Source organism: Hymenobacter metallicola (assembly GCF_004745645.1).
GTDB classification, from domain to species: domain Bacteria; phylum Bacteroidota; class Bacteroidia; order Cytophagales; family Hymenobacteraceae; genus Hymenobacter; species Hymenobacter metallicola.
The window spans coordinates 671,601-694,973 of sequence record NZ_SRMB01000003.1 but is presented as its reverse complement, the minus strand read 5'-3'; the positions used below and the strand labels follow the sequence as shown (position 1 = coordinate 694,973).

At 61.5% G+C, this 23,373-nt stretch carries 22 protein-coding genes; 9 read left to right on the top strand and 13 right to left on the bottom strand.

The window, feature by feature from the left end:
* Positions 1–79: 79 nt before the first annotated feature.
* The 7 genes from E5K02_RS18170 to E5K02_RS18145 all read right to left on the bottom strand — a co-directional run bounded on the left by E5K02_RS18170 (position 80) and on the right by E5K02_RS18145 (position 5,318).
* Complete coding sequence (locus E5K02_RS18170) at positions 80–577, bottom strand: DinB family protein (RefSeq protein WP_135396614.1); 498 nt, start codon at positions 575–577, stop codon at positions 80–82.
* Positions 578–636: 59 nt separating this feature from the next.
* Positions 637–1,104 carry a DUF6970 domain-containing protein gene (locus E5K02_RS18165; protein ID WP_240737352.1) on the bottom strand — a complete coding sequence of 156 codons (468 nt, stop codon included), beginning with the start codon at positions 1,102–1,104 and terminating at the stop codon, positions 637–639.
* A gap of 293 nt (positions 1,105–1,397) precedes the next feature.
* Positions 1,398–1,538, bottom strand: coding sequence for a hypothetical protein (locus E5K02_RS25620; RefSeq protein ID WP_167856482.1), 141 nt, complete (start codon positions 1,536–1,538; stop codon positions 1,398–1,400).
* 246 nt (positions 1,539–1,784) lie between these two features.
* On the bottom strand, positions 1,785–2,180 hold the full coding sequence (locus E5K02_RS18160; RefSeq protein ID WP_240737351.1) for a diacylglycerol kinase family protein: 396 nt from the start codon (positions 2,178–2,180) through the stop codon (positions 1,785–1,787).
* Entirely contained in the window at positions 2,158–2,754 is a 597-nt protein-coding gene (locus E5K02_RS18155; protein ID WP_135396613.1) for a GNAT family N-acetyltransferase, read from the bottom strand. The genes E5K02_RS18160 and E5K02_RS18155 overlap by 23 nt, the downstream gene beginning before the upstream one ends.
* A 152-nt stretch (positions 2,755–2,906) precedes the next feature.
* Positions 2,907–4,310, bottom strand: coding sequence for a class II fumarate hydratase (fumC, locus tag E5K02_RS18150; RefSeq protein ID WP_135396612.1), 1,404 nt, complete (start codon positions 4,308–4,310; stop codon positions 2,907–2,909).
* Between the two features lie 243 nt (positions 4,311–4,553).
* Positions 4,554–5,318, bottom strand: coding sequence for a porin family protein (locus tag E5K02_RS18145; RefSeq protein WP_135396611.1), 765 nt, complete (start codon positions 5,316–5,318; stop codon positions 4,554–4,556).
* Positions 5,319–5,668: 350 nt separating this feature from the next.
* On the opposite strand from E5K02_RS18145, the gene E5K02_RS18140 reads away from it, so the two are divergent.
* Positions 5,669–6,052 (top strand): dodecin family protein, encoded by a 384-nt coding sequence (locus E5K02_RS18140; RefSeq protein ID WP_135396610.1) that lies wholly within the window; start codon positions 5,669–5,671, stop codon positions 6,050–6,052.
* Between the two features lie 83 nt (positions 6,053–6,135).
* Here E5K02_RS18140 and E5K02_RS18135 read toward each other — a convergent pair whose 3' ends face one another.
* The 3 genes from E5K02_RS18135 to E5K02_RS18125 form a co-directional block, all read right to left on the bottom strand.
* Entirely contained in the window at positions 6,136–7,212 is a 1,077-nt protein-coding gene (locus E5K02_RS18135) for a TonB family protein (RefSeq protein WP_167856481.1), read from the bottom strand.
* Positions 7,213–7,231: 19 nt separating this feature from the next.
* Entirely contained in the window at positions 7,232–7,849 is a 618-nt protein-coding gene (locus tag E5K02_RS18130; RefSeq protein WP_135396608.1) for an RNA polymerase sigma factor, read from the bottom strand.
* Positions 7,850–8,056: 207 nt separating this feature from the next.
* Positions 8,057–8,605, bottom strand: coding sequence for a hypothetical protein (locus tag E5K02_RS18125; protein ID WP_135396607.1), 549 nt, complete (start codon positions 8,603–8,605; stop codon positions 8,057–8,059).
* Positions 8,606–8,777: 172 nt separating this feature from the next.
* On the opposite strand from E5K02_RS18125, the gene E5K02_RS18120 reads away from it, so the two are divergent.
* From E5K02_RS18120 to E5K02_RS18110, 3 genes are all read left to right on the top strand, one after another.
* Complete coding sequence (locus E5K02_RS18120; RefSeq protein ID WP_135396606.1) at positions 8,778–10,778, top strand: vWA domain-containing protein; 2,001 nt, start codon at positions 8,778–8,780, stop codon at positions 10,776–10,778.
* 46 nt (positions 10,779–10,824) lie between these two features.
* Positions 10,825–11,631: a carboxypeptidase-like regulatory domain-containing protein gene (locus E5K02_RS18115; protein ID WP_135396605.1), complete on the top strand. Its 807-nt coding sequence runs from the start codon at positions 10,825–10,827 to the stop codon at positions 11,629–11,631.
* Positions 11,632–12,220: 589 nt separating this feature from the next.
* A complete protein-coding gene (locus tag E5K02_RS18110; protein WP_135396604.1) occupies positions 12,221–13,837 on the top strand; it encodes a vWA domain-containing protein in 1,617 nt (538 codons plus the stop codon).
* A 99-nt stretch (positions 13,838–13,936) separates the two neighbouring features.
* On the opposite strand, the gene E5K02_RS18105 is transcribed toward E5K02_RS18110, so the two are convergent.
* Complete coding sequence (locus E5K02_RS18105) at positions 13,937–15,136, bottom strand: tetratricopeptide repeat protein (protein WP_135396603.1); 1,200 nt, start codon at positions 15,134–15,136, stop codon at positions 13,937–13,939.
* A gap of 485 nt (positions 15,137–15,621) precedes the next feature.
* On the opposite strand from E5K02_RS18105, the gene E5K02_RS18100 reads away from it, so the two are divergent.
* The 5 genes from E5K02_RS18100 (at position 15,622) to E5K02_RS18080 (ending at position 21,638) form a co-directional block, all read left to right on the top strand.
* On the top strand, positions 15,622–16,455 hold the full coding sequence (locus E5K02_RS18100) for a prephenate dehydratase (protein ID WP_135396602.1): 834 nt from the start codon (positions 15,622–15,624) through the stop codon (positions 16,453–16,455).
* A 95-nt stretch (positions 16,456–16,550) separates the two neighbouring features.
* Entirely contained in the window at positions 16,551–17,744 is a 1,194-nt protein-coding gene (locus tag E5K02_RS18095) for a pyridoxal phosphate-dependent aminotransferase (RefSeq protein ID WP_135396601.1), read from the top strand.
* Positions 17,741–18,586 carry a prephenate dehydrogenase gene (locus tag E5K02_RS18090; protein WP_135396600.1) on the top strand — a complete coding sequence of 282 codons (846 nt, stop codon included), beginning with the start codon at positions 17,741–17,743 and terminating at the stop codon, positions 18,584–18,586. Before E5K02_RS18095 ends, E5K02_RS18090 begins: the two co-directional genes overlap by 4 nt.
* Positions 18,587–18,660: 74 nt before the next feature.
* Positions 18,661–19,731: a chorismate mutase gene (locus tag E5K02_RS18085; RefSeq protein WP_135396599.1), complete on the top strand. Its 1,071-nt coding sequence runs from the start codon at positions 18,661–18,663 to the stop codon at positions 19,729–19,731.
* Positions 19,732–20,234: 503 nt separating this feature from the next.
* Positions 20,235–21,638: a lysophospholipid acyltransferase family protein gene (locus E5K02_RS18080; protein ID WP_135396598.1), complete on the top strand. Its 1,404-nt coding sequence runs from the start codon at positions 20,235–20,237 to the stop codon at positions 21,636–21,638.
* 114 nt (positions 21,639–21,752) lie between these two features.
* Here the strand turns inward: E5K02_RS18080 and E5K02_RS18075 are convergent, their stop codons facing one another.
* Positions 21,753–22,397, bottom strand: a complete 645-nt coding sequence (locus tag E5K02_RS18075) for a hypothetical protein (RefSeq protein ID WP_135396597.1) — start codon at positions 22,395–22,397, stop codon at positions 21,753–21,755.
* A complete protein-coding gene (locus tag E5K02_RS18070; protein WP_240737350.1) occupies positions 22,397–23,164 on the bottom strand; it encodes a metallophosphoesterase family protein in 768 nt (255 codons plus the stop codon). The genes E5K02_RS18075 and E5K02_RS18070 overlap by 1 nt, the downstream gene beginning before the upstream one ends.
* Positions 23,165–23,373: the final 209 nt, after the last annotated feature.

The window sequence follows — 23,373 nt, the reverse complement described above, 5'->3', positions numbered from 1 at the left end:
GAAGACGAAGAATGCTCTATAACCAGCAAAAAGCCCTTCGGTTCAGAAACCAAAGGGCTGAGCCAGCCGGGGCGGGGCTTTATAAGCTTACCTGCTCCTTGCCGGACGCCGAGAGTTCCCGGCAGTAGGTAATGAAGTCGGTATTGATGGGCTCCAGGCCATTTTCCCGCAGGCGAGTGGCTACCTGGGCGCGGTGGTAGTTGGCATGCACAGGCACGTGGGTGAAGATATCCGATACCTGGCTGGTGTAGGCATCTCCCACCGAGTTGGTGTAGGAAATCATACGGTTCAGCTCAGCGTCATCGGCGCTGCGGATGAGGTGGTGCAGGTGCTCGGAAGTTTGCTCGTGCAATTGGTGCAAGCCGGCCAAGTCGTGCTCCTGCCACACTTTCACCGGGCTCTTGGTGTCCGACAGGCGAGCAATCCAGATGGCCTGGGCATTGAGAACGTGGCTGAACAAGCGCAGGCACACGGCCGGAATTTCCTGACCCGCAGCTACTAGGCCGTCGAGGTGGCGCAGCAGGGTTTCGTTAGCCCACACGTTGTAGGCCCCCAGCTTTTCGTTGGTGTTAATCATAGTAGTAAAAAGTGAATGCAAAGGCGAAAGAAAGCGGGACTAGGGCAGACAAAGCCGGTCTACCTCGGGTCTCGCCAAACCAGCCGTTCGCCGGTTCTGTTTTTTTCAAAGTCGGGGCACTGCCCGTCGCCACGCCCGGTAAGGCCTCCTTCAGGATGGCAAATCAGGTTTCCTTTGGTGTTATACAGGTTGGAGAACTGGTCGCAGCAGCCCAAGGTTTCGTAGTACACCACCTGGCCTTTGTAGGTGTAGCGCGAAATCTGAACAATGGGGTTCTGCTTGGGCTCGGCCAAGTGGCGCTGAATTCGGTCTTCGAGCCAGCGCGGGCGCGAGGTGGTATCGAAGGCCGTCGTTTGGGTCGGGCGCAAGTCTGTAGTGTTGGCACTGGTCGGGTTGGGCGTATCGTTGCCGTTCACGCTACCACTGACCGGCGGATCGGTGGGGGTATTCACCGACACGCCGCGGGTGCAGGCTAGGGAAATTAGCGAAGCGGCCAGGGAAGTGGCCAGAAGCACAGAAAGACGCATACGATTGAGCAGTTAGCAATACTCCGCTCCTGCTGGTTGCAATGAGGCGGCAAAGATGCAGATAAACTTGGGTTACGCAGTTGGCGGCCCATTGTTTAAGGCCAATGCAGCTCTTACAAGCTCAGGAGCAGGCGCTGAGCTAGGTAAACCGGAGCTACGGCCGGCGCGGCTAGTCAGCACTTCTGTCCTCGTATTGACCCCAAGCCCGCCCTGGCAGACTGCCGCTTGACTCTTGTACTACTGGCAAGCCCAGTAGTAGCCATACCACTACTCACTATCAGCAGCAAAAACGATTAGCGGACGGCAGATATCGGCACGGCCAACAGCAGTAGGTTGCCGGTTTCACTAACAACGTAGCCCAAGGCACCACTCACGGCTAGGCCCAGCGGGGCGTGGCCCGTAGGCAAGAAAACCAGCAGGAAGAGCTTGTTCATATACCGTGTTTACCCAACTGTCAAACTCAAAGTCGGGCGCGGTACAGCGCATGCTGCCTTACCAATGAGAGCTGACAACCCACTCACTCCGGGCCAGAAGCCCAAATATAAACTTTATCCTATATAAAGGCTTTCCCTGCGCTTTTTTCCTCAGCTTCAACGCAGCCCGGCTAGTGTCCTCCTATTCTTAGCCCCAACAGCCCCCAGGCGTGTAGGCGTCAGCAGTCTGCAAAGGTAGATTTGCTTTTAGAGCAAGGCCCATACCCGGGGCCCGAATATGAGCAGCCCCACGCCCAGCGCCCCAAAACCGGCCATCAGCACGGCACCCGAGGCAATATCTTTGGCTTTGCCCGCCAGCGGATGGTACCCCGGCGACACCAGGTTGACGACGACCTCAATAGCTGTGTTCAGCAGCTCAGCCGTCCAGACCGTCCCGATGGCCAGGGACACCAGCGCCCATTCGAGCCGGGAAATGCCGAAGTAGAAACCCAGCCCGATGACCACGGCCGTAGCCACGGCGTGAAACTGCATGTGCACTTCGGAGCGCAGGGCCGCAGCCACCCCCCGAAAAGCGTGCCCAAAGCTGGCAATGCGGCGCCGCAGCAGGCTGTCGGTAGGCTCAGCCACGGGCGTCGAATTCACGAAACACGGTGAGGCGCAGCTGGTCCCACTCGGGTTTCAGAATGCTGAAATACACGGAGTCGCGGCGCAGCCCGCCCTGGGTAAACATGTGGCTGCGCAAGACGCCTTCCTCCGTGGCCCCCATGCGGCGCATGGCCTCCCGCGACTTCCAGTTGCGGGCGTCGGTTTTGAGTTCCACCCGCTCGCAGCCCAGTTCCCCGAAGGCATACTTAAGCAGCAGGTGCTTGGCCGCTCGGTTCAGGCCAGTACGCTGGTAGTCCCGCCCAATCCACGTCCAGCCGATTTCCAGGCGCTTTTCCGGTAAGGCAAAGCTGCCGTAGCTGGTGCTGCCTACCACTCGCCCCGTCTGCCGGTCGATGATGGCGAAGGGGTAGCGGCGGTGATTTTCCCGGTCCTGCACGGCCTGGGTCAGGTAGGCGGCCAGGCCCACGGCGTCGCCGGGGTTGGGCGTAGTGGTGAAGCGCCAGATGTCGTCGTCGAAGATGACAGCCTTCAGGTCTTCAAAATCCGAGCACTCCAACGGCCGCAGCCGGACGCGGGCGTTTTCGAGCGTGATACAGCGGGAACAGTCCATGAGGGTGGGAATAGGCTCTTGGGTGGGCTTTAGCCGTAAAATCAGAACGTCATGCTGAGCTTGCCGAAGCATCTCTACCGCCACAGTAAATCAATTTTACTACTGCGGTAGAGATGCTTCGGCAAGCTCAGCATGACGTTCCTGTTGGTCTATTATTTCTTAATCTCGCCCACCATGTCCTCGGGCTTGAGCCACTCGTTGAACTGCTCCTCGGTGAGGTAGCCCAGCTGCAGGGCCGTTTCCTTCAGCGTCGAGCCGTTTTTGTGGGCCGTCTGGGCAATTTCGGCGGCTTTGTAGTACCCGATGTGGGGGTTCAGGGCCGTGACCAGCATCAACGACGAATCGACGTGCTTTTTGATGTTCTCCTCCAGCGGGCGGATGCCCTCGGCGCACCGGTCGTTGAACGACACGCATACGTCGCCAATCAGGCGGGCCGAGTGCAGGAAGTTGTAAATCATGACGGGCTTGAACACGTTCAGCTCGAAGTGGCCGTTCATGCCGCCGATGTTGATGGCCACGTCGTTGCCCATCACCTGGGCCGCTACCATGGTCATAGCCTCGCTCTGGGTGGGGTTTACCTTGCCGGGCATGATGCTGGAGCCGGGCTCGTTGTCGGGAATAAACAGCTCGCCGATGCCCGCGCGGGGGCCCGAAGCCAGCAGGCGCACGTCGTTGGCAATCTTCATCAGCGAAGCCGCTACCGTTTTCAGCGCACCGTGGGCTTCCACAATGGCATCGTGGGCAGCCAGAGCCTCAAACTTGTTTTCGGCCGTGATGAAGGGCAGGCCGGTCAGGTCGGCAATGTGCTTGGCTACGGCCTCGGAGTAGCCGGGCGGGGTGTTGATGCCCGTGCCGACGGCCGTGCCGCCCAGGGCCAGCTCCGAGAGGTGAGCCAGGGTGTTGTTGATAGCGCGCAGGCCGTGGTCGAGCTGGGAAGCATAGCCCGAAAACTCCTGGCCCACGGTCAGCGGGGTGGCGTCCATGAGGTGGGTCCGGCCAATCTTGACGATGTGCATGAACTCCTCGCTCTTGCGCTTGAGCGTGTCGCGCAGCTTGGTGATGCCCGGAATGGTTACCTCCACCAGGGTCTGGTAGGCGGCAATGTGCATGGCCGTGGGAAAGGTGTCGTTGCTCGACTGCGACTTGTTCACGTCGTCGTTCGGGGCCAGCACCTTCTTCTCGTCGGCGAGGCTGCCGCCCTGCAGCACGTGGCCGCGGTAGGCAATCACCTCGTTCATGTTCATGTTGGACTGGGTGCCCGAGCCGGTTTGCCACACCACCAGCGGGAAAGCATCGGCCAGCTGCCCGGCCAGGATTTCGTCACACACTTTCCCAATCAGCTCGGCTTTTTCGGCGGGCAATACGCCGGCGTCGCGGTTGGTGAGGGCCGCGGCCTTCTTCAGGATGGCAAACGCCCGGATGATTTCCTTAGGCATGCGGTTGATATCCTGCGCAATCTGGAAGTTCTCGATAGAGCGCTGGGTCTGGGCGCCCCAGTAGGCGTCGGCCGGCACCTGCACGGTGCCCATGGTGTCTTTCTCGGTGCGGAATTGCATGTAGCGGGAATGAAGTGACGAATCCGTTTCGTGGTAGCGGTAAAAGTACGCAACAACCCGAACTCAGGCCTAAAAAGACGCCGGCCCCGCTGCAAAAGCAACGAGGCCGGCTGATACTGTTGTTTATTCTGTCATCCTGAGTTTGCGAAGGATCTTATCACGCCAGAACAAGCTGCGCGACGGGATAAGGTCTTTCGCTCTGCGGACGCCAGCTGAAGGCTGACTGCCGAAGTGGGAGCATTCTTAGAACGAATAATTCACCGAGGCTTTAATTACCCGGTTCTGGGCATCGAAACGGTTGTTCTTGTCCAGGGACGAGAGGCCAAAGTCGTAGCCGGCACTCAGACCCAGGCCGTTGTCGAACTGGTAGCCCAGGCCGCCGACGGCCCCAAAGTCGACCGAGCGGAACTGGTTTTTCACGTCAAAGTCGGTGGAGAAGGCATTGAAGCCCAGGGCCCCGGCTTCTACGCGCACTTTGTTGCTAACCAAAAACGAGGCCTGCGGACCAGCAAACAGGTAGAAACCCGGCGTCAGGTAGCCTTTGAACAGCACCGGCACGTCGATGTAGGACATGCGCGAGGTGGCCGTGACGCGGGCGTTGAGGAAGTCGAACTGCTCCCAGGGCAGGGTACCGACCAGCCGGGCGCCCTTCTCGGAGTAGGACACGCCGGGCTCGATGGCAAAGCCGGGACCGAGCGGAATGGTCGCGTAGACGCCAGCGTGGAAACCGGGCTTCATTTCCTTGGTCACGGCCCCGTTGGCGTAGCCGGCCAGGTCCATCACGCTCTGCACGGCATCACCCGACCAATCCGACACGTTGACGCCGGCCCGCAGGCCAAACTGGACGCCGGGCGTGGCGGGCGAGGTGCGCACCGGGGCAGAGTACACCGGACGGGCTGGGGCAGTAGAATAGGTAGAGCGGCGCACCTGGGCCTGGGCCCCGGAAAACGAAGAGGAAAGCAAAAGCGCGGCTACAGCCAAGCGCCCGACAAGGCTTTTGGAGTTCATGGCAAAAAGGAAAATCAGGAGGGATATGTCAGAAAGGAAGCGGGCTGCTGCGGGGCGCGCATTGCAACAGCGGGCGTTCTGAGGAGTCTACATTACAAAACCGTGCCAGTTGAGCCACTGGGCCCAAACGGGCCGCTACCCGGTTCGCCTTTCAGCTAAAAGCCAACTACTTAGCATTGCACCACATCGACCAAATCTGCGAAACCGCCGACGAAAGGCTTAGGGCCGCAGGTTCTTGCGGTGCCTGATTCTGGCGCACGAAAGGCCATTTTTGCCCAACCCCGACAGCTGTTTACCTCTCGGCTACGTACACTTTCTCCCAAGCACCATCCCCAACACCTTTCTGCGCTATGAGCACAATCAAAAAAGTAATCGAGGTTCTGGCTTCTTCCGAGAAAAGCTTTGAAGATGCCCTGCAACGTGCCCTGACCGAAGCCAGCACCACTGTGAAAGGCATTAAGTCGATTTATATCAAGGACCAGAGCTGCCGGGTGCGCGACAACAAGATTGTGGAGTACCGCATCACGGCTAAAATCAGCTTTGAGGTGATGCACAAGTGGGATCCCAGCGCCCAGCACCAGCCCGCCGCGGCCATCGACACGCCCACTCCGGCCGGCGACGGCAGCCCCGACTACAGCCAGGTACAGGTGAAAACCCAGCCCGACCTGCCCCGCGACGTAGAACCCGGGGGCAGCGCCACCGAAGCCGAAAGCGGCGGCGGCTACAGCGGGTAGCTACCTCCACATCACTCCTGTATAAAGACAAAGAAGCGGCCCTGTGTAGGGCCGCTTCTTTGTCTTTATACAGGAAGCCGGTATCAGAAGCTGATGTTGATTTCAACGACTTGGTCGGCGCGGCGGCCGTTGGCCGTGCCGGGCTGCCAGGTGGGGCCTTCGCAGAGCAGGCGGATGGCCTCGGCGTCGTAGTCGGCCCGCATGCTGCGCACGATCTGGAAGTTTTCGAGCTTGCCGGCGGCCGTTACCGTGAATTTCACCCGTACCGTGCCCGAGAGCTGCTGCACCGGAAGTTCGGGCCGGTACATGCCTTCGCGTCGCAGGTATTCGCGCAGGCGGGCGTAGCCCCCGGCCGGTTGCGGGCTCAGCGTGGGCACCGGGGGCAGAGCCGATTTGCGGGCCACGCGCTCCTCGGTCAGGATTTGCTTGCTCTTGGCAATTGCCCCGGCCGGAGCCCCTACCGTATCGACAAGAGCTTTACTTTCCGTAGCAGCCTCCGGGGCTGCCGCGTTGGCTGGGGCCGTTTGTAGCGCGACGGCGGGAGCTTGGTCAGCTGCCGCCATTGTACCGCTGACCTCTGCCGGGGAATCGGGAACCGAGGCTACCGCCGGAGCCGCAGCCCGACGGGCCGTCCGGGACGCCCGACGAGGCAGCTCCGGGCGCGGCGCAACAGGAGCCGGTGCGGCAGGCTCGGTGAGTACGGGGGCCGAGGCTACAGCCGGGGCTTCGGGCGCAGTCTCGGCTTCCGGCGGGGTCGTGACGGGGGCCGTAGCCGCGTTATCGGCTACCTTGGGCAGCTGCATAGCCACCGGGGCCGATTCAGCAACGGGAGCGGCCGGGCGGCGCAGGCCCCACCACACGGCCGTGCTGGCCAGCAGCAAGAGCAGCACGGCGGCCACGGCCTGCCACGCCCGAAATGCCCGCTGGGGCACTTCTGCTTGGGCTACGCGCTGGCGCAGGCGCTGCTGCAACTCCATTAGGGCCTGATCGGTGGAAGCGGCGTCGGTGAGCTCCAGGCCCTCGAGCACCTCGGCGCAGCGGGGGCAGTCCAGGGTGTGGGCCTCGACGCGGTGCTGCTCGGCGGCGGGCAACGCTCCGGCCACGTACTGCCGCAGCAAGGGCAGCGGCAGGTGCCCGGCCGCATCAGGGGCTGGGAGCAACGGTGGAACAGGAGGCTGATTAGCGGGCCGCATTGGGAGCAGAGTCGAGGTAACGTTTAAGGTTGCGCTTGCCGTTCTGGAGGTGGCTTTTCACCAGGCCCAGATCGAAGCCGGTGAGGTCGGCAATGGCGCGGTAGCACTTTTTTTCGAGGTAGAACAGCTCCAGGCAGCGGCGCTGGCCCGCAGGCAAATCGGCCAGGGCATGCTCCAGGGCCTGGAGGCGGGCTTCGGTAAGTTCTTGTTCTTCGGTCGCATCACCTCCCTGATGCAGCACGCCGGCCGATTCCATATCGGCCGCGTCGGGAAAATGCAGCACCAGGGCCCCGTCGGGGCCGGCCCGCTGCCGGGCCCGCAGGATCATCAGGCAGTGGTTGCGGGCCGTGGTTTGCAGCCAGGCTGGGAAGTTGCTGACCTCGTGGCGGCGCAGCGTGTCGAGGAGTTTCTCGAAGAGCTGCATCACCGCGTCCTGGGCGTCTTCGTCGGGGCGCAGGTACTTGCGGCACACGGCAAACACCAGGGGCATGTGCCGCTCGTAGAGCACGCCCAGGTCGGCTACGGCGCCTTCGAGGCGGTAGCGGGCGAGCAGCTCCTCATCGGATAGCTCGGTGGGCGACTTGGGGCGGCGTTTGAAAAACATAGCAACAGAATGGCCGGCGCGGGCCACGGGCCAAGATACGGCATCGGGGGCGTTGTTGGACCCGGCGGCTCGGCCCCGTCTCCAGGCAATTTATTTGCGGGGCGGGGTCGAGACGGCGTAGCCGGGCACAGCCAGGGCTAGCCACCAGCCCAGGAGCAGGAGGGGAAGCTTGTTCATATAGGAAAGGGAATAGGGAAAGAATACCGCCTAAAACCGGGCGTCAAACCGCCCTTGCGTTACTTTGAGCGTATCGCAGCCCGTACGACCGATAGTCACGTCGAAGGTGCCTGAAATGATGCGGGCCTGTTGGTCAAAGCGCGTAATATTCATCCTGCCTTTTCTGTAGCTCACATCTCGACTATCATACATAGCACTACATGGAGACAGTTGCCCATCAGTATCGGTGTAAAGAACTTCACCAACTCCTTGCTGTAGATCCAATGAATAGGAACCAATAGCAGTAATAGGCGCAGCATCAATGCTGAGAAATTTTGTCCTATTATTCTCCACCCTATATGTTTCAATCACAACAGCGCCGCCCCTAAAGGTAGGATCATAGGACACATTGAAATTGCGGCTGCCCACATTGCCCTGGGGCAAGTAAAGCTGCCCGTTAACCAGACAGCCGAACGTGTTGGCCCCGGTCTGGGTAGCCCAGGGCAATTGGTTTTTGGGAAATGGGTCCCCTTGCTTGCACTTGCTACACTGAGTGAGCAGCAGTAGGCTGGCGTAGAGATAGAATCGGGCTGGTAGCATAGGGAACGAAGGATAACGCAGGAGTCGGCACAGCGGCGGCCCCTGGCTAACGATAGGCGACCGGCAAGATAACAGCCGGGGCAGAGAGTAAAGAATTTTTTGCGGGCCGGTGTGGAATCCTGGCGGGCGGCGCATCATCCTAGTGAAACCCTTTCACGACGACCTGCCCTGTATGAAAAACCTCTTTCTCCTGGGAGTCGGCTGCCTGCTGGCGGCCCCGGCCTCAGCCCGTCCGTTCCCGTTGGTACCCCAGGCCCGCCCGGTGCAGGTAGCCCCACCCGCCCCCGAGCGCACCCTGCACGGCCGCGTCACGGACCGCACCACCGGCCAAGGCCTGCCCGGCGTGAGGGTACTGGTAAAAGGTACTACTATCGGTGCCTCAAGCAACCCTGACGGTCGGTATAGCCTCCTTATCCCGAAAGGGAGCAAGAAGCTCGTGTTTACCGCCGTCGGCTACGTGCCCCGGGAAGTAAGCGTTCCGGCCGCCGACTCGCTCCATGTGGGCCTCACGCCCGACGCTAAACTACTTGGCGAAGTGGTTGTTACGGGCTATGGCGCGCAGGAGGAGCGGCGGCAAGTGAGCGGCTCCGTGTCGCAGGTAGAAGGCAAAGTAGCCGGCGTGCAGGTGCAGCGCCCGACACCGGCGGGGAGGATGCGGAAACAGAAAGCCCAATGGAATGCGCCTGTTGCAGCAGATGTATTCTCTGATTCCGCGCCTCCCCGCCCTGCGGCGCCCGGTACCGGCGAGTCATATGCCTCGATTAAGGAAAACAGCTTTCACTCGGCCCAGAAAGAACCGCTGAGCACGTTTTCCATCGACGTGGACGCGGCCAGCTACGCCAACGTGCGCCGCTTTCTCAACCAGGGCCAGCGCCCCCCGCAGGACGCGGTGCGGGTAGAGGAAATGCTCAATTACTTTCACTACAACTACCCCCAGCCCAGCGGCCCCGACCCGGTTTCCATCACTACCGAACTGGCCGTATGCCCCTGGAACCCCGCCCACCAACTGCTGCATGTGGCCCTGCAGGGCCGGCAGGTGAGCACCGAGAAGCTGCCGCCGGCCAACCTGGTGTTCCTGGTGGATGTGTCGGGCTCCATGGATGAGCCCGACAAGCTGCCCCTAGTGCAGGCCGGCCTGCGCCAGCTGGTGCGCGAGCTGCGCCCCCAGGACAAAGTAGCGCTGGTGGTGTATGCCGGGGCGGCCGGCCTGGTGCTGCCCCCTACGCCCGGCAACCGCCAGGCCGACATTCTCGGGGCCATCGACCGGCTCAGCGCGGGCGGCTCCACGGCGGGCGGGGCGGGCCTGCGCCTGGCCTATCAGGTGGCCCGGGAGCAGTTTCGGAAGGAGGGCAACAACCGCGTGATTCTGGCTACCGATGGCGACTTCAACGTGGGCGAAAGCTCGGACGACGCCATGGAACGGCTCATTACCGAGGAGCGGGAGTCGGGCGTGTTTCTCACGGTGCTGGGCGTGGGCCAGGGCAACTACCAGGACAGCAAGATGGAGCGCCTGGCCGACAAGGGCAACGGCAACTACGCCTACCTCGACAACCTCGACGAAGCCCGCCGGGTGCTGGTCCGGCAGTTCGGCGGCACCTTGTTCACCCTGGCCAAGGACGTGAAGCTTCAGCTCGAATTCAACCCGGCCCGGGTGCAGCAGTACCGCCTGCTGGGCTACGAAAACCGCGCCCTGGCCGCCGAGGATTTCAACAATGACCGCAAAGACGCCGGGGAGCTGGGCGCGGGCCACACCGTGACGGCCCTCTACGAGCTGATTCCGCCCGGTGCCCCCACCGGCATCGACCCGCTGAAGTACCAGCCAAACCCCACGCCGGCCCAGCCCGCCCCCACCGCCACCGACCTGATGACCGTGAAGCTGCGCTACAAGGAGCCTCAGGGCCACACCAGCCAGCTGCTGGAGCGCACCCTGCGCGGCCCGGCCGTGCCCATCACGCAGGCCTCCGAAAACCTGCGCTTCGCGGCCGCCGTGGCCCAGTTTGGCATGCTGCTGCGCCAGTCCGACCACCGGGGCACGGCCACCTACCGCAGCACCGAGCAGCTGGCCCAGGCCGCCCGCGGCACCGACGCCGACGGCTACCGGGCCGAGTTTGTGCGCCTGGTAAAGCTGGCCGAGGGCCTGAGCCCGGTAGCCGGCGCCGTGGGCACCCGCTAAGCCGCCCCGCCTTTTCTATTCTCCGCTTCTGATACTCAGCCTTTTTATGCGCTTATCCTCTGCTACCCTGACCATTGCCCAACCCTGCACTCAGCCCTGGGCCGCTATGACCCCGCAGGGCCCCGGCCGCCACTGCGCCGCCTGCCAAAAAGTAGTTATCGACTTCACCCAGAAAACCGACGCCGAAATCCTAGCCATGCTGGCCGCCGCCACGCGCCCTACCTGCGGGCGGTTTGGGGCCAGTCAGCTCAACCGGGAGCTGCAGGCGGTTGTGGCGGCGCCCCGGGCCGCGTGGTGGCAAACGGCCCTGGCCGCTACAGCGGCGTTGCTGAGCGTCCGGACGGTAGTGCCTGCTACGGCTCAGGCCCAGCATGCTGCGGGTAAATATGCCTACACCGACCAACAGGGCGTGCCAACGGAGGCTCCAACGGGTAAGAAGCACCCGAATCCTATGGACAGAGCCACGGATACGGCCGAGCCCACCTTTACTCTGACCGGCCGGATAACCGACAAAGAGAATGGCATGGGTCTACCCGGAGTTACGGTGCTTTTGGAAGGCACTACGCACGGCGTGTCCACGGCTTCGGATGGCACCTTCTCGCTGGCTGTGTTGCCCGAAGACCAGCACCGTATGCTCCAGATCAGCTCTATTGGCTACGAAAGAGTCCAGATCCACCAGCCAGCTACCCCTCAACCCCTACGCATCCAGTTGGTAGCTGATACCAGGCAGCTGGGCGGCTTGGTCGTAGTTACTTGCTCTGTTTCTTCCTCCCCTATTTACACCCCGCAAGGCGTGTGGCAGCGGCTGCGCAGCATTCCGTGGCGTATCAAGCACGCCTTGCAAGGCAACTAAGTCATGAGAAGTGCTGCCCATCTTATGAGGCATCGGCAGCTGCTTGCGGCAGCTGGTGCCGCCACGGTCCGGGCGGCTTGCCTGTTGCCCAACGGCAGCAAGTGGCCCGGACACAGCCGCGGCCGGGCTCCGGCCTGCCGGGCGCCACCTCCCTTTATTAGGTCCTGCGGGGGTAACCGCTTCCCGCCAGAGGGCCACTCAAAAGAAACTCCCGACCGGTGGGCGACTGGTCGGGAGTTTTTTGTTTGGGCCAGCGCCCAACGAATCAGCATACCTTTTTATTATACAATTATCAGCTACTTATTCTTGCCCGAATTATGTTAGAAAAAAGTGTGTAACCGCTGGGTTACTTAGTTGGGAACCGTGGTATAAATAACCACGAAGCGGCGCCGCTTTCGCACGTATTACCGAATCCGCAGCTCTCCTGGCAGAGCCCTTCCGCCCCGTTCTCCGGGCTGTCCGCTCGCGACGGCAGCTCCTGACCACGCGCTTCTTTTCCTGGAAAAGTTCTGAATTCAAGCCATTGGCTTCAGCGGCGGAAGCATGGGCATTTCGGTCGTTTCCCTTCTCATCCCTACTCCTTCCTCTTATGAACCTGAACCGCTTGCGGCCCCTGTGGCTGCTGGCCGGCGGCTTGCTGCTGCCCGCCTGTGCCCCACAATATTCTTCCGACGAAGTCGTCGACCAAGCCAGCGTCTACGAGATGCCGCCGGCCGCGCCCGACCAGGCCGAAACGCCCCCACCGGTTGTCAACACGGAATCGTACGCCCGGCTGCCGGAAAACCGGTTTGAAGACGTCCGGCAAGCCCCGCTCAGCACCTTTGCCATCGACGTAGACCCGGCCAGCTACAGCAACGTGCGCCGTTTCCTGACCCAGAACCACCAACTACCACCCCCGGAAGCGGTGCGCCTGGAGGAGCTCATCAACTATTTCCACTACGACTACCCCCAGCCCCAGCGCCCGGAGGCCCCGGCCACGCTGAATGCGGAAGTGGCCCGCTGCCCCTGGAACCCGGCGCATCGGCTGGTGCTGGTGGGGGTGCAGGGCCGGGAAGTAGCCAAGGCCGCCTTGCCGCCCGCCAACCTGGTGTTCCTTATCGACGTGTCGGGCTCGATGAGTGACGAAAACAAGCTGCCCCTGCTCAAGGCCAGCCTGCGGGAACTGGTGCGCGAGCTGCGGCCCCAGGACTACGTGTCGATGGTGGTGTATGCCGGGGCGGCGGGCCTAGTACTGCCGCCCACCTCGGGCAGCCGGCCCGCCGAAATCCTGGCCGCCCTGGATAACCTGGAAGCCGGGGGCTCGACGGCGGGCGGGGAAGGACTACGGCTGGCCTACCAAGTGGCCCGGCAGCAGGCTCGCCCCGGGACGACCACCCGTATTGTATTAGCTACCGACGGCGACTTCAACGTAGGCGAAAGCTCCGACGAAGCCATGGAGCAGCTCGTGACCCAGGAGCGGCAGTCGGGGGTGTTTTTGTCGGTGCTGGGCTTTGGGCAGGGCAACTTGCAGGACAGCAAGATGGAGGTGCTGGCCGACAAAGGCAACGGCAACTACGCCTATATCGACAACCTGAACGAGGGTCGGCGGGTGTTGGTGCAGCAGTTTGGCGGCACCCTGTTTACCCTGGCTAAAGACGTCAAGGTGCAGGTGGAATTCAACCCGGCCCAGGTGCAGCACTACCGCCTGCTGGGCTACGAAAACCGCCTGCTGGCCGCCGAAGCCTTCAACGACGACACCAAAGATGCCGGGGAAATGGGCGCGGGGCAGCAGGTAACGGCCCTCTACGAGATTGTGCCCACCAACGCCCGCCCGGCCGTCGACCCACTGAAATACCAGACCACCGCGCCGGGCTACACCCCAGCCCCTAGCTCCGCCGAGCTGCTCACCGTAAAGCTGCGCTACCAGGAGCCCCAAGGCAGCCCCAGCCGCCTGATTTCCCTGCCCGTATCCGGCACCGACTCCGGGATAGAGCAGGCCTCCGACAACCTACGCTTTGCGGCGGCGGTAGCTCAGTTTGGCATGCTGCTGCGCCAGTCCAGCTACCGGGGCACGGCCAGCTACGAAGCCGCGCTGCGCCTGGCCGAGTCGGGCCAGAACCGGGACGCTGATGGGTCGCGCCGGGAGTTTGCCGAGCTGGTACGCCGGGCTGCCGAGCTGGGCGCCACCGCCCAACGCGAACCGACGGCAGACGGGCAGCGCTACTGATACATAACAGTGGGCTAGACGCCTACACTGAAGTCCAGATCAGGCGGCCGGCATTTACACCCGACCGCCTGATCTGGAATTTAACCCACCCGATGCTCCCTATGGCTTGGTTTCGGCCAGCCCCCGCTTAATGACACTGAACATTTCGTGGTCGGGCTTTACAACTTTGGCTAGCTGCTTCTGTGCCTCCAGAAAATGAGGCCGCGCTTCTTTGGGCCGCTCCAGCTGCATGTTCAGAATGGCCAGGTAAAAGTGCAGCAGCCCCTGCGGCGCCGGCTCTTTGGGGGTAGAGGGCAGCTGGCTGCGAAAAAACGCCTCCGCTTCGGCCCACTGCTTGCTGGCCTGGTAGATGTCCATGATATCGATGAACATCTGGTCGTCGGCCGGGTCGAGGCGGTAGAGGCGGGTAGCCAGCTCGGTGGCTTCGGGCGAGCGGGCGGGCACGGCCATTGCCAGCATCAGCTTGAGGGTTTGGTAATTATCGGGCTGCAGGGCCAGACTTTGCCGGTAAGCCTTCAGGGCCTCGGCCGGTTGTTTCTGCTCTTGATACAAGACGCCCAGCATCCGAACCGCATCGGCCTTGAGTTCGGGGTCCGTGTACAGGTCGTAGGCTTGTTGCGCGTGAGGAACGGCCTCGGCCTGCCGATTTAAGTGCATCAGAGCATAAGCCAGGTTGTAGTGCGAGGTCGGATACTGCGGATTCAGGGCAATAGATTTCTCAAAGGGAGGTATGCTGGCCGCCGTCTTTTGCTGCATCAGGTTGGCATAGCCCACCGCGTAGTGCGACATAAAGTCGCCGAGGCCGTGGGCGTGAGCGGCGCCGTAGTAGCGCAGCACCAGGTCCAGCAGCTGCGCTGCGGTTTTGTCTTGTTCCCCACAGCCGCATTGCTGCACAGCGTAGTAATAGTCGCCCAGCCCTTTGGCCAAGGCGTAGTTGGTGGGGTACTTGCGCTGCAGGCGGTTCAGCTCCAGGGGCAAATCCAGGGGGTGCATACTGTAGTCGCCTTCCTTGCCGCGCAGCTGCCCCACGGTTTCGCCGGGCTTCAGGTTTCTAAGCCCGAACATCTGGTGGCCCATGCTGACCAGGTAATTGTCGAGCACCAGTTTTTCTTTGGCCAGCAACACCTGAGGCTGCTGGTTTTTGGGGTCGGCCTTTTCAAGTAGGTCGTAGGCAGTTTCGTACTGCTGTTTTTGCACGAGCTGCTCGGCCTTGGGCAGCAGATCGGCCGGGATAGTAGTCTGGGCCCAGGCTCCGGGAGCGGCTAGCACCGAGGCTGCCAGCAATAGATAATAACGCATGGATATACTAGCGAAAAGCAAAAAGAATTACGGAAGCAAAAGAGAAGTAAGATGCAGGATTTCGGGCGTTTCCGGGCTGCTACCGAACGTTTGTTTGTATACTTTTTTCAAAAATTAATTTGGAATTGCCAGCCTCCTGCCCCACCTTGCCGACGTAAAGCACCTGATTCTCATGCTACAGCACACCGGCCGCTTCTTTTTTAGCTATTACTTCTACTACGCCCACGCGTAGTCGAGCGGCCCCTCTGTAGCTTTTCACCCCGAAACCTTCAGCGCCTCTCGACAACCTCGGGAGGCGCTTTTTTTACGCGTACACCTTGCCCCGCATGCTCACTTCGGCTTATCTGTATTACGGCTACACCTACTTCTTTTTTACGAAGAAGCCGGGCCCGATTTGCCAAAGCTGACCAGAGCGCAGCACCAGAAGCAAAACCAAGGCCCCGCACTCCGGAGGCCTTTTTTTATACCTTTTCCAGTACCTCGCCATGCTCCCGACCGTCGCCATTCAGGGCTTTGAAGGAAGTTTTCACCAGATAGCCGCCCGCCACTACTTCGGTACCGGCACGCTGACTACGCCCTGCGCCACCTTTGGCGAGGTGGTGCGGCAGGTGGCCGGCGGCGTCACCGGGCACGGACTCATGGCCATCGAAAATTCCATTGCCGGCAGCATTCTGCCCAACTACAACCTGCTGCGCCAAGCCGACCTGCGCGTGACGGGGGAAGTGTATCTGCAGATTCGCCAGCACCTGATGGCCCTGCCCGGCCAGCGGCTCGATGATATTCAGGAGGTGCATTCCCACCCCATGGCCCTGCTGCAGTGCGCCGACTTCCTCAACCAGCACGGGCACTGGCGCCTGGTCGAAACCGAGGACACGGCCCTGAGTGCCCAGCGCATTCGGGAAGGGCTGCGGGCGGGCACCGCCGCCGTGGCCGGTAAGCTGGCCGCCGAGCTGTTCGACCTGGAAATTCTGGGCAAGGACATTCACTCGGAAAAGAAGAACTACACCCGCTTTCTGGTGGTGGCCCGCCCCGAAAACGCCGCCACGGTGGAGCAGCCCAACAAGGCTTCGGTCTATTTTCATACAACTCACTCCCAGGGCAGCCTGGCCCAGGTCCTCATCCGGATTGCCGACCAGGGCATCAACCTCTCCAAGCTGCAGTCTTTCCCGATTCCGGCCAAAACCTGGCACTACTACTTCCACGCCGACCTCGAATTCGACGACCCGGCCCAGCTCGAAGCGGCTTTGCGGGAAATGAAGCCCGTAACGGAAGGCCTGGAAGTGCTGGGCGTGTATCACAAAGGCACCACGCACAAGTAACGCCCAACTTTCCAGGACGCCCTGCTGAGCGGCGACAACGCGCAGCCGAAGCAGGACCAGACAAGTAATCAACCTTTTAGCATACCCCAACCGCCATGCAAGTCTCCGTAGCCAGCCGCCTGCAGCACACCAGTGAGTACTACTTCTCCCAGAAGCTGCGGGAAATTGATGCTATGAACAAGGCCGGTGCTCAGGTTATCAACCTCGGCATTGGCAGCCCCGACCTGCCGCCCCCCCCCCGCGTGGTAGCCGCCCTAACCCAGGCCGCCGAGCAGCCCCACACCCACGCCTACCAGAACTACAAGGGTGTGCCGGCCCTGCGCCAGGCTATGGCCGGCTGGTACGAGCGGAGCTACGGCGTGGCTCTGAACCCCGAAACCGAGGTGCTGCCCTTGCTGGGCTCGAAGGAAGGCATCATTCATATCAGCATGACGTTTCTGGAAGCCGGCGACGAGGTGCTGATTCCTAACCCCGGCTACCCGGCCTACCGCGCCGCCGCCCACCTGAGCGGGGCCACCCCGGTCGACTACGACCTGACAGCTGAAAACAACTGGCTGCCCGGCCTCGACCAGCTGGCCCGGCGCGACCTGAGCCGGGTGAAGCTCATGTGGGTAAACTACCCGCACATGCCCACCGGCACCCCGCCCGATGCTGCTTTCTTCGCCCGACTAGTGGCCTTTGCGGCCGAGCACCACATTCTGCTGGTTCACGACAACCCCTACAGCTTCATTCTGAACCAGGAACCGGCCCAGAGCCTACTGGCCGTGCCCGGCGCCCGGGAAGTGGTGCTGGAACTGAACTCGTTGAGCAAGTCGCACAACATGGCCGGCTGGCGCGTGGGCATGCTCGTGGGCCGCGCCGACCTGCTGCAGGAAGTGCTGCGCTTCAAGAGCAACCTCGACTCGGGCATGTTTTTGCCGGTGCAGCTGGCCGCCGTGGAAGCCCTTGGCCTGGATGAAACCTGGTACCAGGAACTCAATGCCCACTACGCCGCCCGCCGGGAGCTGGTCTTCGAGCTGCTTGATACTATTGGCTGCACCTTCGCCCGCAACCAGGTGGGGCTATTCGTGTGGGCCGCTATTCCGGCCGGCTACCCCGACGGCTATGCCCTGAGCGACAAGCTTCTCCAGGCAGCGCGGGTGTTTATCACGCCGGGCGGAATTTTCGGCTCGAATGGCCGCTGCTTTATCCGCGTCAGCCTGTGCCAAACCACGCAGGTACTGCAAGCTGCTCTGGGGCGCATCCGCGAGGCCCTGCAACAACCTTCTTTTACCACGGCCGCCGTATGAAAACCGTAACTGTCATCGGCATTGGGCTCATTGGCGGCTCGTTGGCCTTGAGCCTGAAAGCAAAAGGCCTGGCTGCGCACATTATAGGAGTAGACCACAGCCCCGAAAACCGGCATAAAGCCCGGGAGCTGGGCCTCATCGACGAAGCCAGCACCGACCTGGCCGCGGCCGTGCGGCGTGCCGACCTGGTGGTGGTGGCCGTGCCCATGGATGCCATGCTTACGGTGCTACCGCAGGTGCTGGAAGAAGTTGACCAGCAGGTGGTAATCGACGTAGGCTCGACTAAATCGATGCTGCTGGCCGCCGTAGCCGGACACCCGCAGCGGGGCCGCTTTGTGGCGGTGCACCCCATGGCCGGCACCGAATATTCGGGCCCCGAAGCGGCAGTACCCGAGCTGTTTACCGACAAAACCCTGGTTATCTGCGACGCCGAGCAAAGCGACGCCGACGCCGTGAACCAAGTACAGCAGCTGTTCGAACAGCTCCACATGCGCATCGAATACCTCGACGCGGCGGCCCACGACCTGCACACGGCTTACGTGTCACACATTTCCCACATTACGTCGTTTGCACTGGCTCTCACGGTGTTGGAGAAGGAAAAAGAAGAGCAGCAGATTTTTGCCCTGGCCAGCGGCGGCTTTGCCTCCACCGTGCGTCTGGCCAAAAGCTCGCCCGATATGTGGGTGCCCATCTTCCGCCAAAACCGGGTCAACGTGCTCGACGTGCTCGACGAGCACATCAAGCAGCTCCAGCACCTGCGCCACCTCATTTCGCAGGAAGACTACCCCGCCGTCTACCAGCAAATTGAGCAAGCCAACCTGATCAAGAAGATTCTGAAGTAAGCCAGAACCCTATAAATAAGCACGTCATGTCGACCAACAGCCTTTCAACCGAAACCGTAACCCCCTCCCATACCATGCAATCCGCACTTTTCAACCGCCAGCCCGACGACAAACCCTACCTCATTTCGGGCCCCTGCTCGGCCGAAACCGAGGAGCAGGTGCTCGAAACCTGCCAGCGCCTGGCTGCTACCGGCAAGGTGCAGGCCCTGCGCGCCGGCATCTGGAAGCCCCGTACCAAGCCCGGCGGCTTCGAGGGCATCGGCACCAAGGGCCTGCCCTGGCTCAAGAAAGCCAGTGAGCTGACCGGCCTGCCCATTGCCGTGGAAGTAGCCACCGCCAAACACGTGGAAGACTGCCTGGCCTTCGGTGTCGATATCCTGTGGGTGGGCGCCCGCACCACTGGCAACCCTTTCTCGGTGCAGGAAATTGCCAATGTGCTGCGCGGCGTGCAGGTGCCGGTGCTGGTCAAGAACCCGATTCACCCCGAGCTGGAGCTGTGGGTGGGTGCCGTGGAGCGCCTGCAAAAGGCCGGTTTGGAAAAAGTAGGCCTGATTCACCGGGGCTTCAGCTCCTACGGCAACACCGACTTCCGCAACGCCCCAATGTGGCATTTGCCCATCGAAATGAAGCGCCGCCACCCCGAAATGCCCCTGCTCTGCGACCCCAGCCACATCTGCGGCCGCCGCGACACGCTGTTCACCGTGGCCCAGCAGGCCCTGAACCTGGGCTTCGACGGCAACATGATTGAAAGCCACATCGACCCCGACCACGCCTGGAGCGACGCCAAGCAGCAGATTACCCCCGAGGTGCTCAAAGACCTGATTACGGACCTGGTGTGGCGCCACGAAACCACCGACCAGCGCGAATTCCTGACGGCTCTGTCCAGCCTGCGCGAGCAAATCAACCAGCTCGACGCCGAGATTATCCAGCTCCTGGGCCGCCGCATGGCCGTGGCCGAAAAAATCGGGGTCTATAAAAAGGAAAACGACATCACCATTCTGCAAACCAGCCGCTGGAACGAAGTACTGGAGCGCGCCCAGCGCCAGGGCAGCTCCGTGGGCCTCACCCCGGAGTTTATCGAGCAGTACTTTGCGGCCGTCCACCTGGAGTCCATCAACCACCAGAACAAGGTGATGGAAGGCTAACCACGCTGTAGAGACGCGTATTCGCGTCTCCTCGTTGAACGACCATCGTTCGGGACAAACAACCTCAGCAACGATTGAGACGCAAATACGCGTTTCTATACCCCAAAGCCGCCCCTCGCTGCCCGCCAGCGAAGGGCGGCTTTCCTATGTAAGGGCTTACCTTAAACCTGTTCGAAGCCACACTTTACCTGCTCGAAGTGGCTTCAGGGGGTAAGAAATGCTTTTGAGGATATCCGAAACTGTTTCCAGGGCGTCCGAAAGGGTTTCAAGACAGGCCGAAAGGGTTTCGGGGCAGCCCGAAGCGCGGTAGCTGGGGCCTTACGACGCTAAAAAGCAGCTTTGTTAGACATTTACTTATCCCGCGTCGGGAATGCATAGCTGGATTTAAGGTACATCAGTGCCCAAACCCTGGTTTTCAGTTTAGACTTTTCGCAAACGCCCTGCTTCCCGCATATCCGGCAAGTTTCATTGTCCGGCTCCGCGAATTGGCCGTACTTAGGCCCATGTTGTTTTACACCGTCATGAAGCCCGTGGTGCAGGTAGCACTGCGCGTGTTTTTCCGCCGCCTCGAAATCCGCCACCACCAGCGGCTAGAGCAGCCCGGGCCCATGCTCATCGTCTCGAACCACCCCAACACGCTCATGGACCCGCTGGTGGTGGCTGCCAACCGCCGCAAGCCCATTGCCTTTCTGGCCAAGAGCACCTTTTTCAAAAACCCGATTTCCCGGGCCATCTTTCTGTCGGGCAACTGCATCCCGATTTACCGACGCCAGGATGCCGAAAGCGGCGATGCGGGCGTAACGCCCGAGGAACTAGCCGCCCGCAACGAGGCCGCCTTCGGGCAGTGCTACGACTATTTCGACAAAGGCGGCTCCATCCAGATCTTTCCCGAGGGCACCAGCGTGAGTGAGCGGCGGCTGCGCCCCCTCAAAACCGGCGCGGCCCGCATTACCCTCGGCGCCGAAGCCCGCCACGACTTTACGCTGGGCCTCACCATTTTGCCCATCGGCATCAACTACTTCGACCCCAGCCGCTTCCGCTCCGACGTGTTCGTCAACATCGGCCGGCCCATTGTGGTGGCCGACTACGCCGCCGCCTACCGCGCCGACCCTGAAGCTGCGGCCGACGCGCTGACCGAGGAAATCCGCCGGCGCCTGGAGCAACGCCTGGTTATCACCCGCGACGCGGCCGAGGACGAGCTGGTGCTGCAGATAGAGCGCACTTTCGGGGAACACCTTATTCCCGACGATGAGGAAACCCTCTACGACAACTTCCTGCTGAGCCGGGCCTTGCTGGAGGCCGTGCCCTACTTCGAAAAGCACGACCCGGCCCGCCTTATGGCCGTGCGCGAGCAGCTCAGCAACTACCTGCTCGACCTGGACCGCCTACGCCTGAGCGACGAAGCCCTAGAATCGAGCAGGGGCGGCGGGCGGCGCTGGGCCCGGGCTACAGTGTCGGGCATCAAGCTGGTACTGGGCTTCCCATTGTACCTCTACGGGCTTCTCAACAACTACATACCCTACATCCTGCCTTCCCTTATTGCCAAGCGGGCCACCAAAGACCTGGAGTTCGTGGCTCCCATTATGATGGTGACGGGTATTCTTACGTTCGGCCTGGCCTACAGCCTGCAGATTGGCCTGGTACATCATTTCACCCAAAGCTGGCCCTGGACCCTGCTCTACGCGCTGAGCCTGCCGCTTTCGGGCTTCTATGCCCTGAGTTACTGGAACAATCTGCGGGCCCGTCTGCTACGCCTGCGGGCCCTGAAGCTGTTCCGCACCAAGCGCCCGGTAATGGAAAACCTGCTCCGGCAGCGGCACAGCATCCTGCAGTTGCTCAGCGAAGCCCGGGCGGCATTTCTGGCGGCCACCGGCGCAGCTACCGATGCGCCTCAGAAACGTAAGTAACCGCTTTTCCACCCCCATAAAAAGCCGTTTTCCGGAGCAGCAGCGGGCTTAGCGCGGCTCTGGAAAACGGCTTTTGGCAGTAAGACAGGCGGGTGCCGCGCTATTGGTTTGGCGCTAAAAATCTGCCTTCAAACCCAAACCCAGCACCAGAATCTGGCCCAGGCTGAGGCCCTTCGTGTTCGTAACGTAGCTCTGCAGGTACAGGTCGTTGGTGCTTAGGTCGTAGTAAAACGACACGTTCCGGGGGCGGGCATTGGCTTTTGTGGGCCGCACGTAGGTGATGCGCCCTCCGGCCAGGGGCCCGTAGCGGGTATCCGACGACCACCAGTAATAGTCGCGGGTGTACTGCCCGCGTTCCTCATCATTGAGCGTGCCGTGGGTGTAGCTGAAGTAAGCGCCGACCGAAAGTGGCTTTAGCTGCCACTTTTCAGCGAGGCGCAGGGTGAAGGGCGAGTAAATAAACTTGGCCGAAGCCAGAGAAAGAGTGGAGCCGGCAAATTTCTTGGGCACATACCCCAGCAGAATATCGGTTTCTACCTTGTCGTTGAAGTAAGCATAGCCGGCACCGGCCGAAATCATGCCCAGACCGCCGGCAGTTTGCAGCACCACATGCCGCGGGCGGTACCAGGGCTGCGGCTTATCAGCAGCGGGAGCCGCAGGAGCGGTGGGCGTTTCCGGGCCGGAGGCTTGGGCCTGGGCCCGGGCCGGGGCAAGCAGGGTAGCGGCCAGCGCTACAACGGGAAGAAGGCGCTGTGTCATTAGAACTTAATCTGCTTGATGCGGAATTGCTTGTCGCCCCACACGGTCACAATCATGTAGCGCCGTTCCGAAAAGGCATCGGAGTTGACGTACCACACACCGTCGTTGTAGGGCTGCCCGATACTGAAGCTATGCCGGTGCCCGTTCATCTCAAATACCAGGTTGCGGGCTTCGCGCAGCGACTGGGCATACGCGTTGCGCACTCCGGGGTCAAAGTCTTCGTCCTGGGGCGGCACGTGCGAAATAACCACCTGCCGGCGGGCGCCCTGCAAGTCGCCGAGCTGCTGATTCACCCAGGGCATGTTGGGAATATGTCCATCGAAGTTGTACTCCCGGCCGTTGGTGTCGACGAGGATAAACTTCGTGTCGCCGTAGACAAAGGAGTAGTTCAGGGGCCCGAAAATATGCTTGTAGGCTTCGCGGCCATTGCCTACCGCATCGTGGTTGCCGATAACCGTTACATAGGGCACTTTCAGCTTGCGCAGCTTTTCATTAACCCAGCGCATTTCCTTGGCAAAGCCGAAGTCGGAGATGTCGCCGGCCACGACGAAGAAGGAAATGCCGGGCTGCTGGTTCACGCTGGCTACCAGGTCGTCGGCCTCGTCGTAGAAGCGCTGGGAGTCGCCGGTAAAGACGAAGCGCAGTGTGTCGCCGGGAGGCAGGGGCGTCTGGCGGAGGCGCTCCAGGTTTTTGGCGGTCAGGTCGCGCTCATCTTCCGGAACACGGTGGTCATTGGGACTGAACTCCAGCATGTCGCAGCTGCCCATACCAAAGGCAGTAGCGAAGCAGAGAAGGGAAACATAAGTTCGGGAGCGTAACGCTTGCAACATGGCACTCAGCACTAAGGCGGCAAAATCTGCTATTCGGTAGCGAATAGCTTTGGCGCTATATACTGAGGCGGGTTCCGACGTGTTTCCACTCCAAGCTGAACTATCCCCCCCACAGCTCCCCTTGTTTCCAGACAATGCCGGATAAG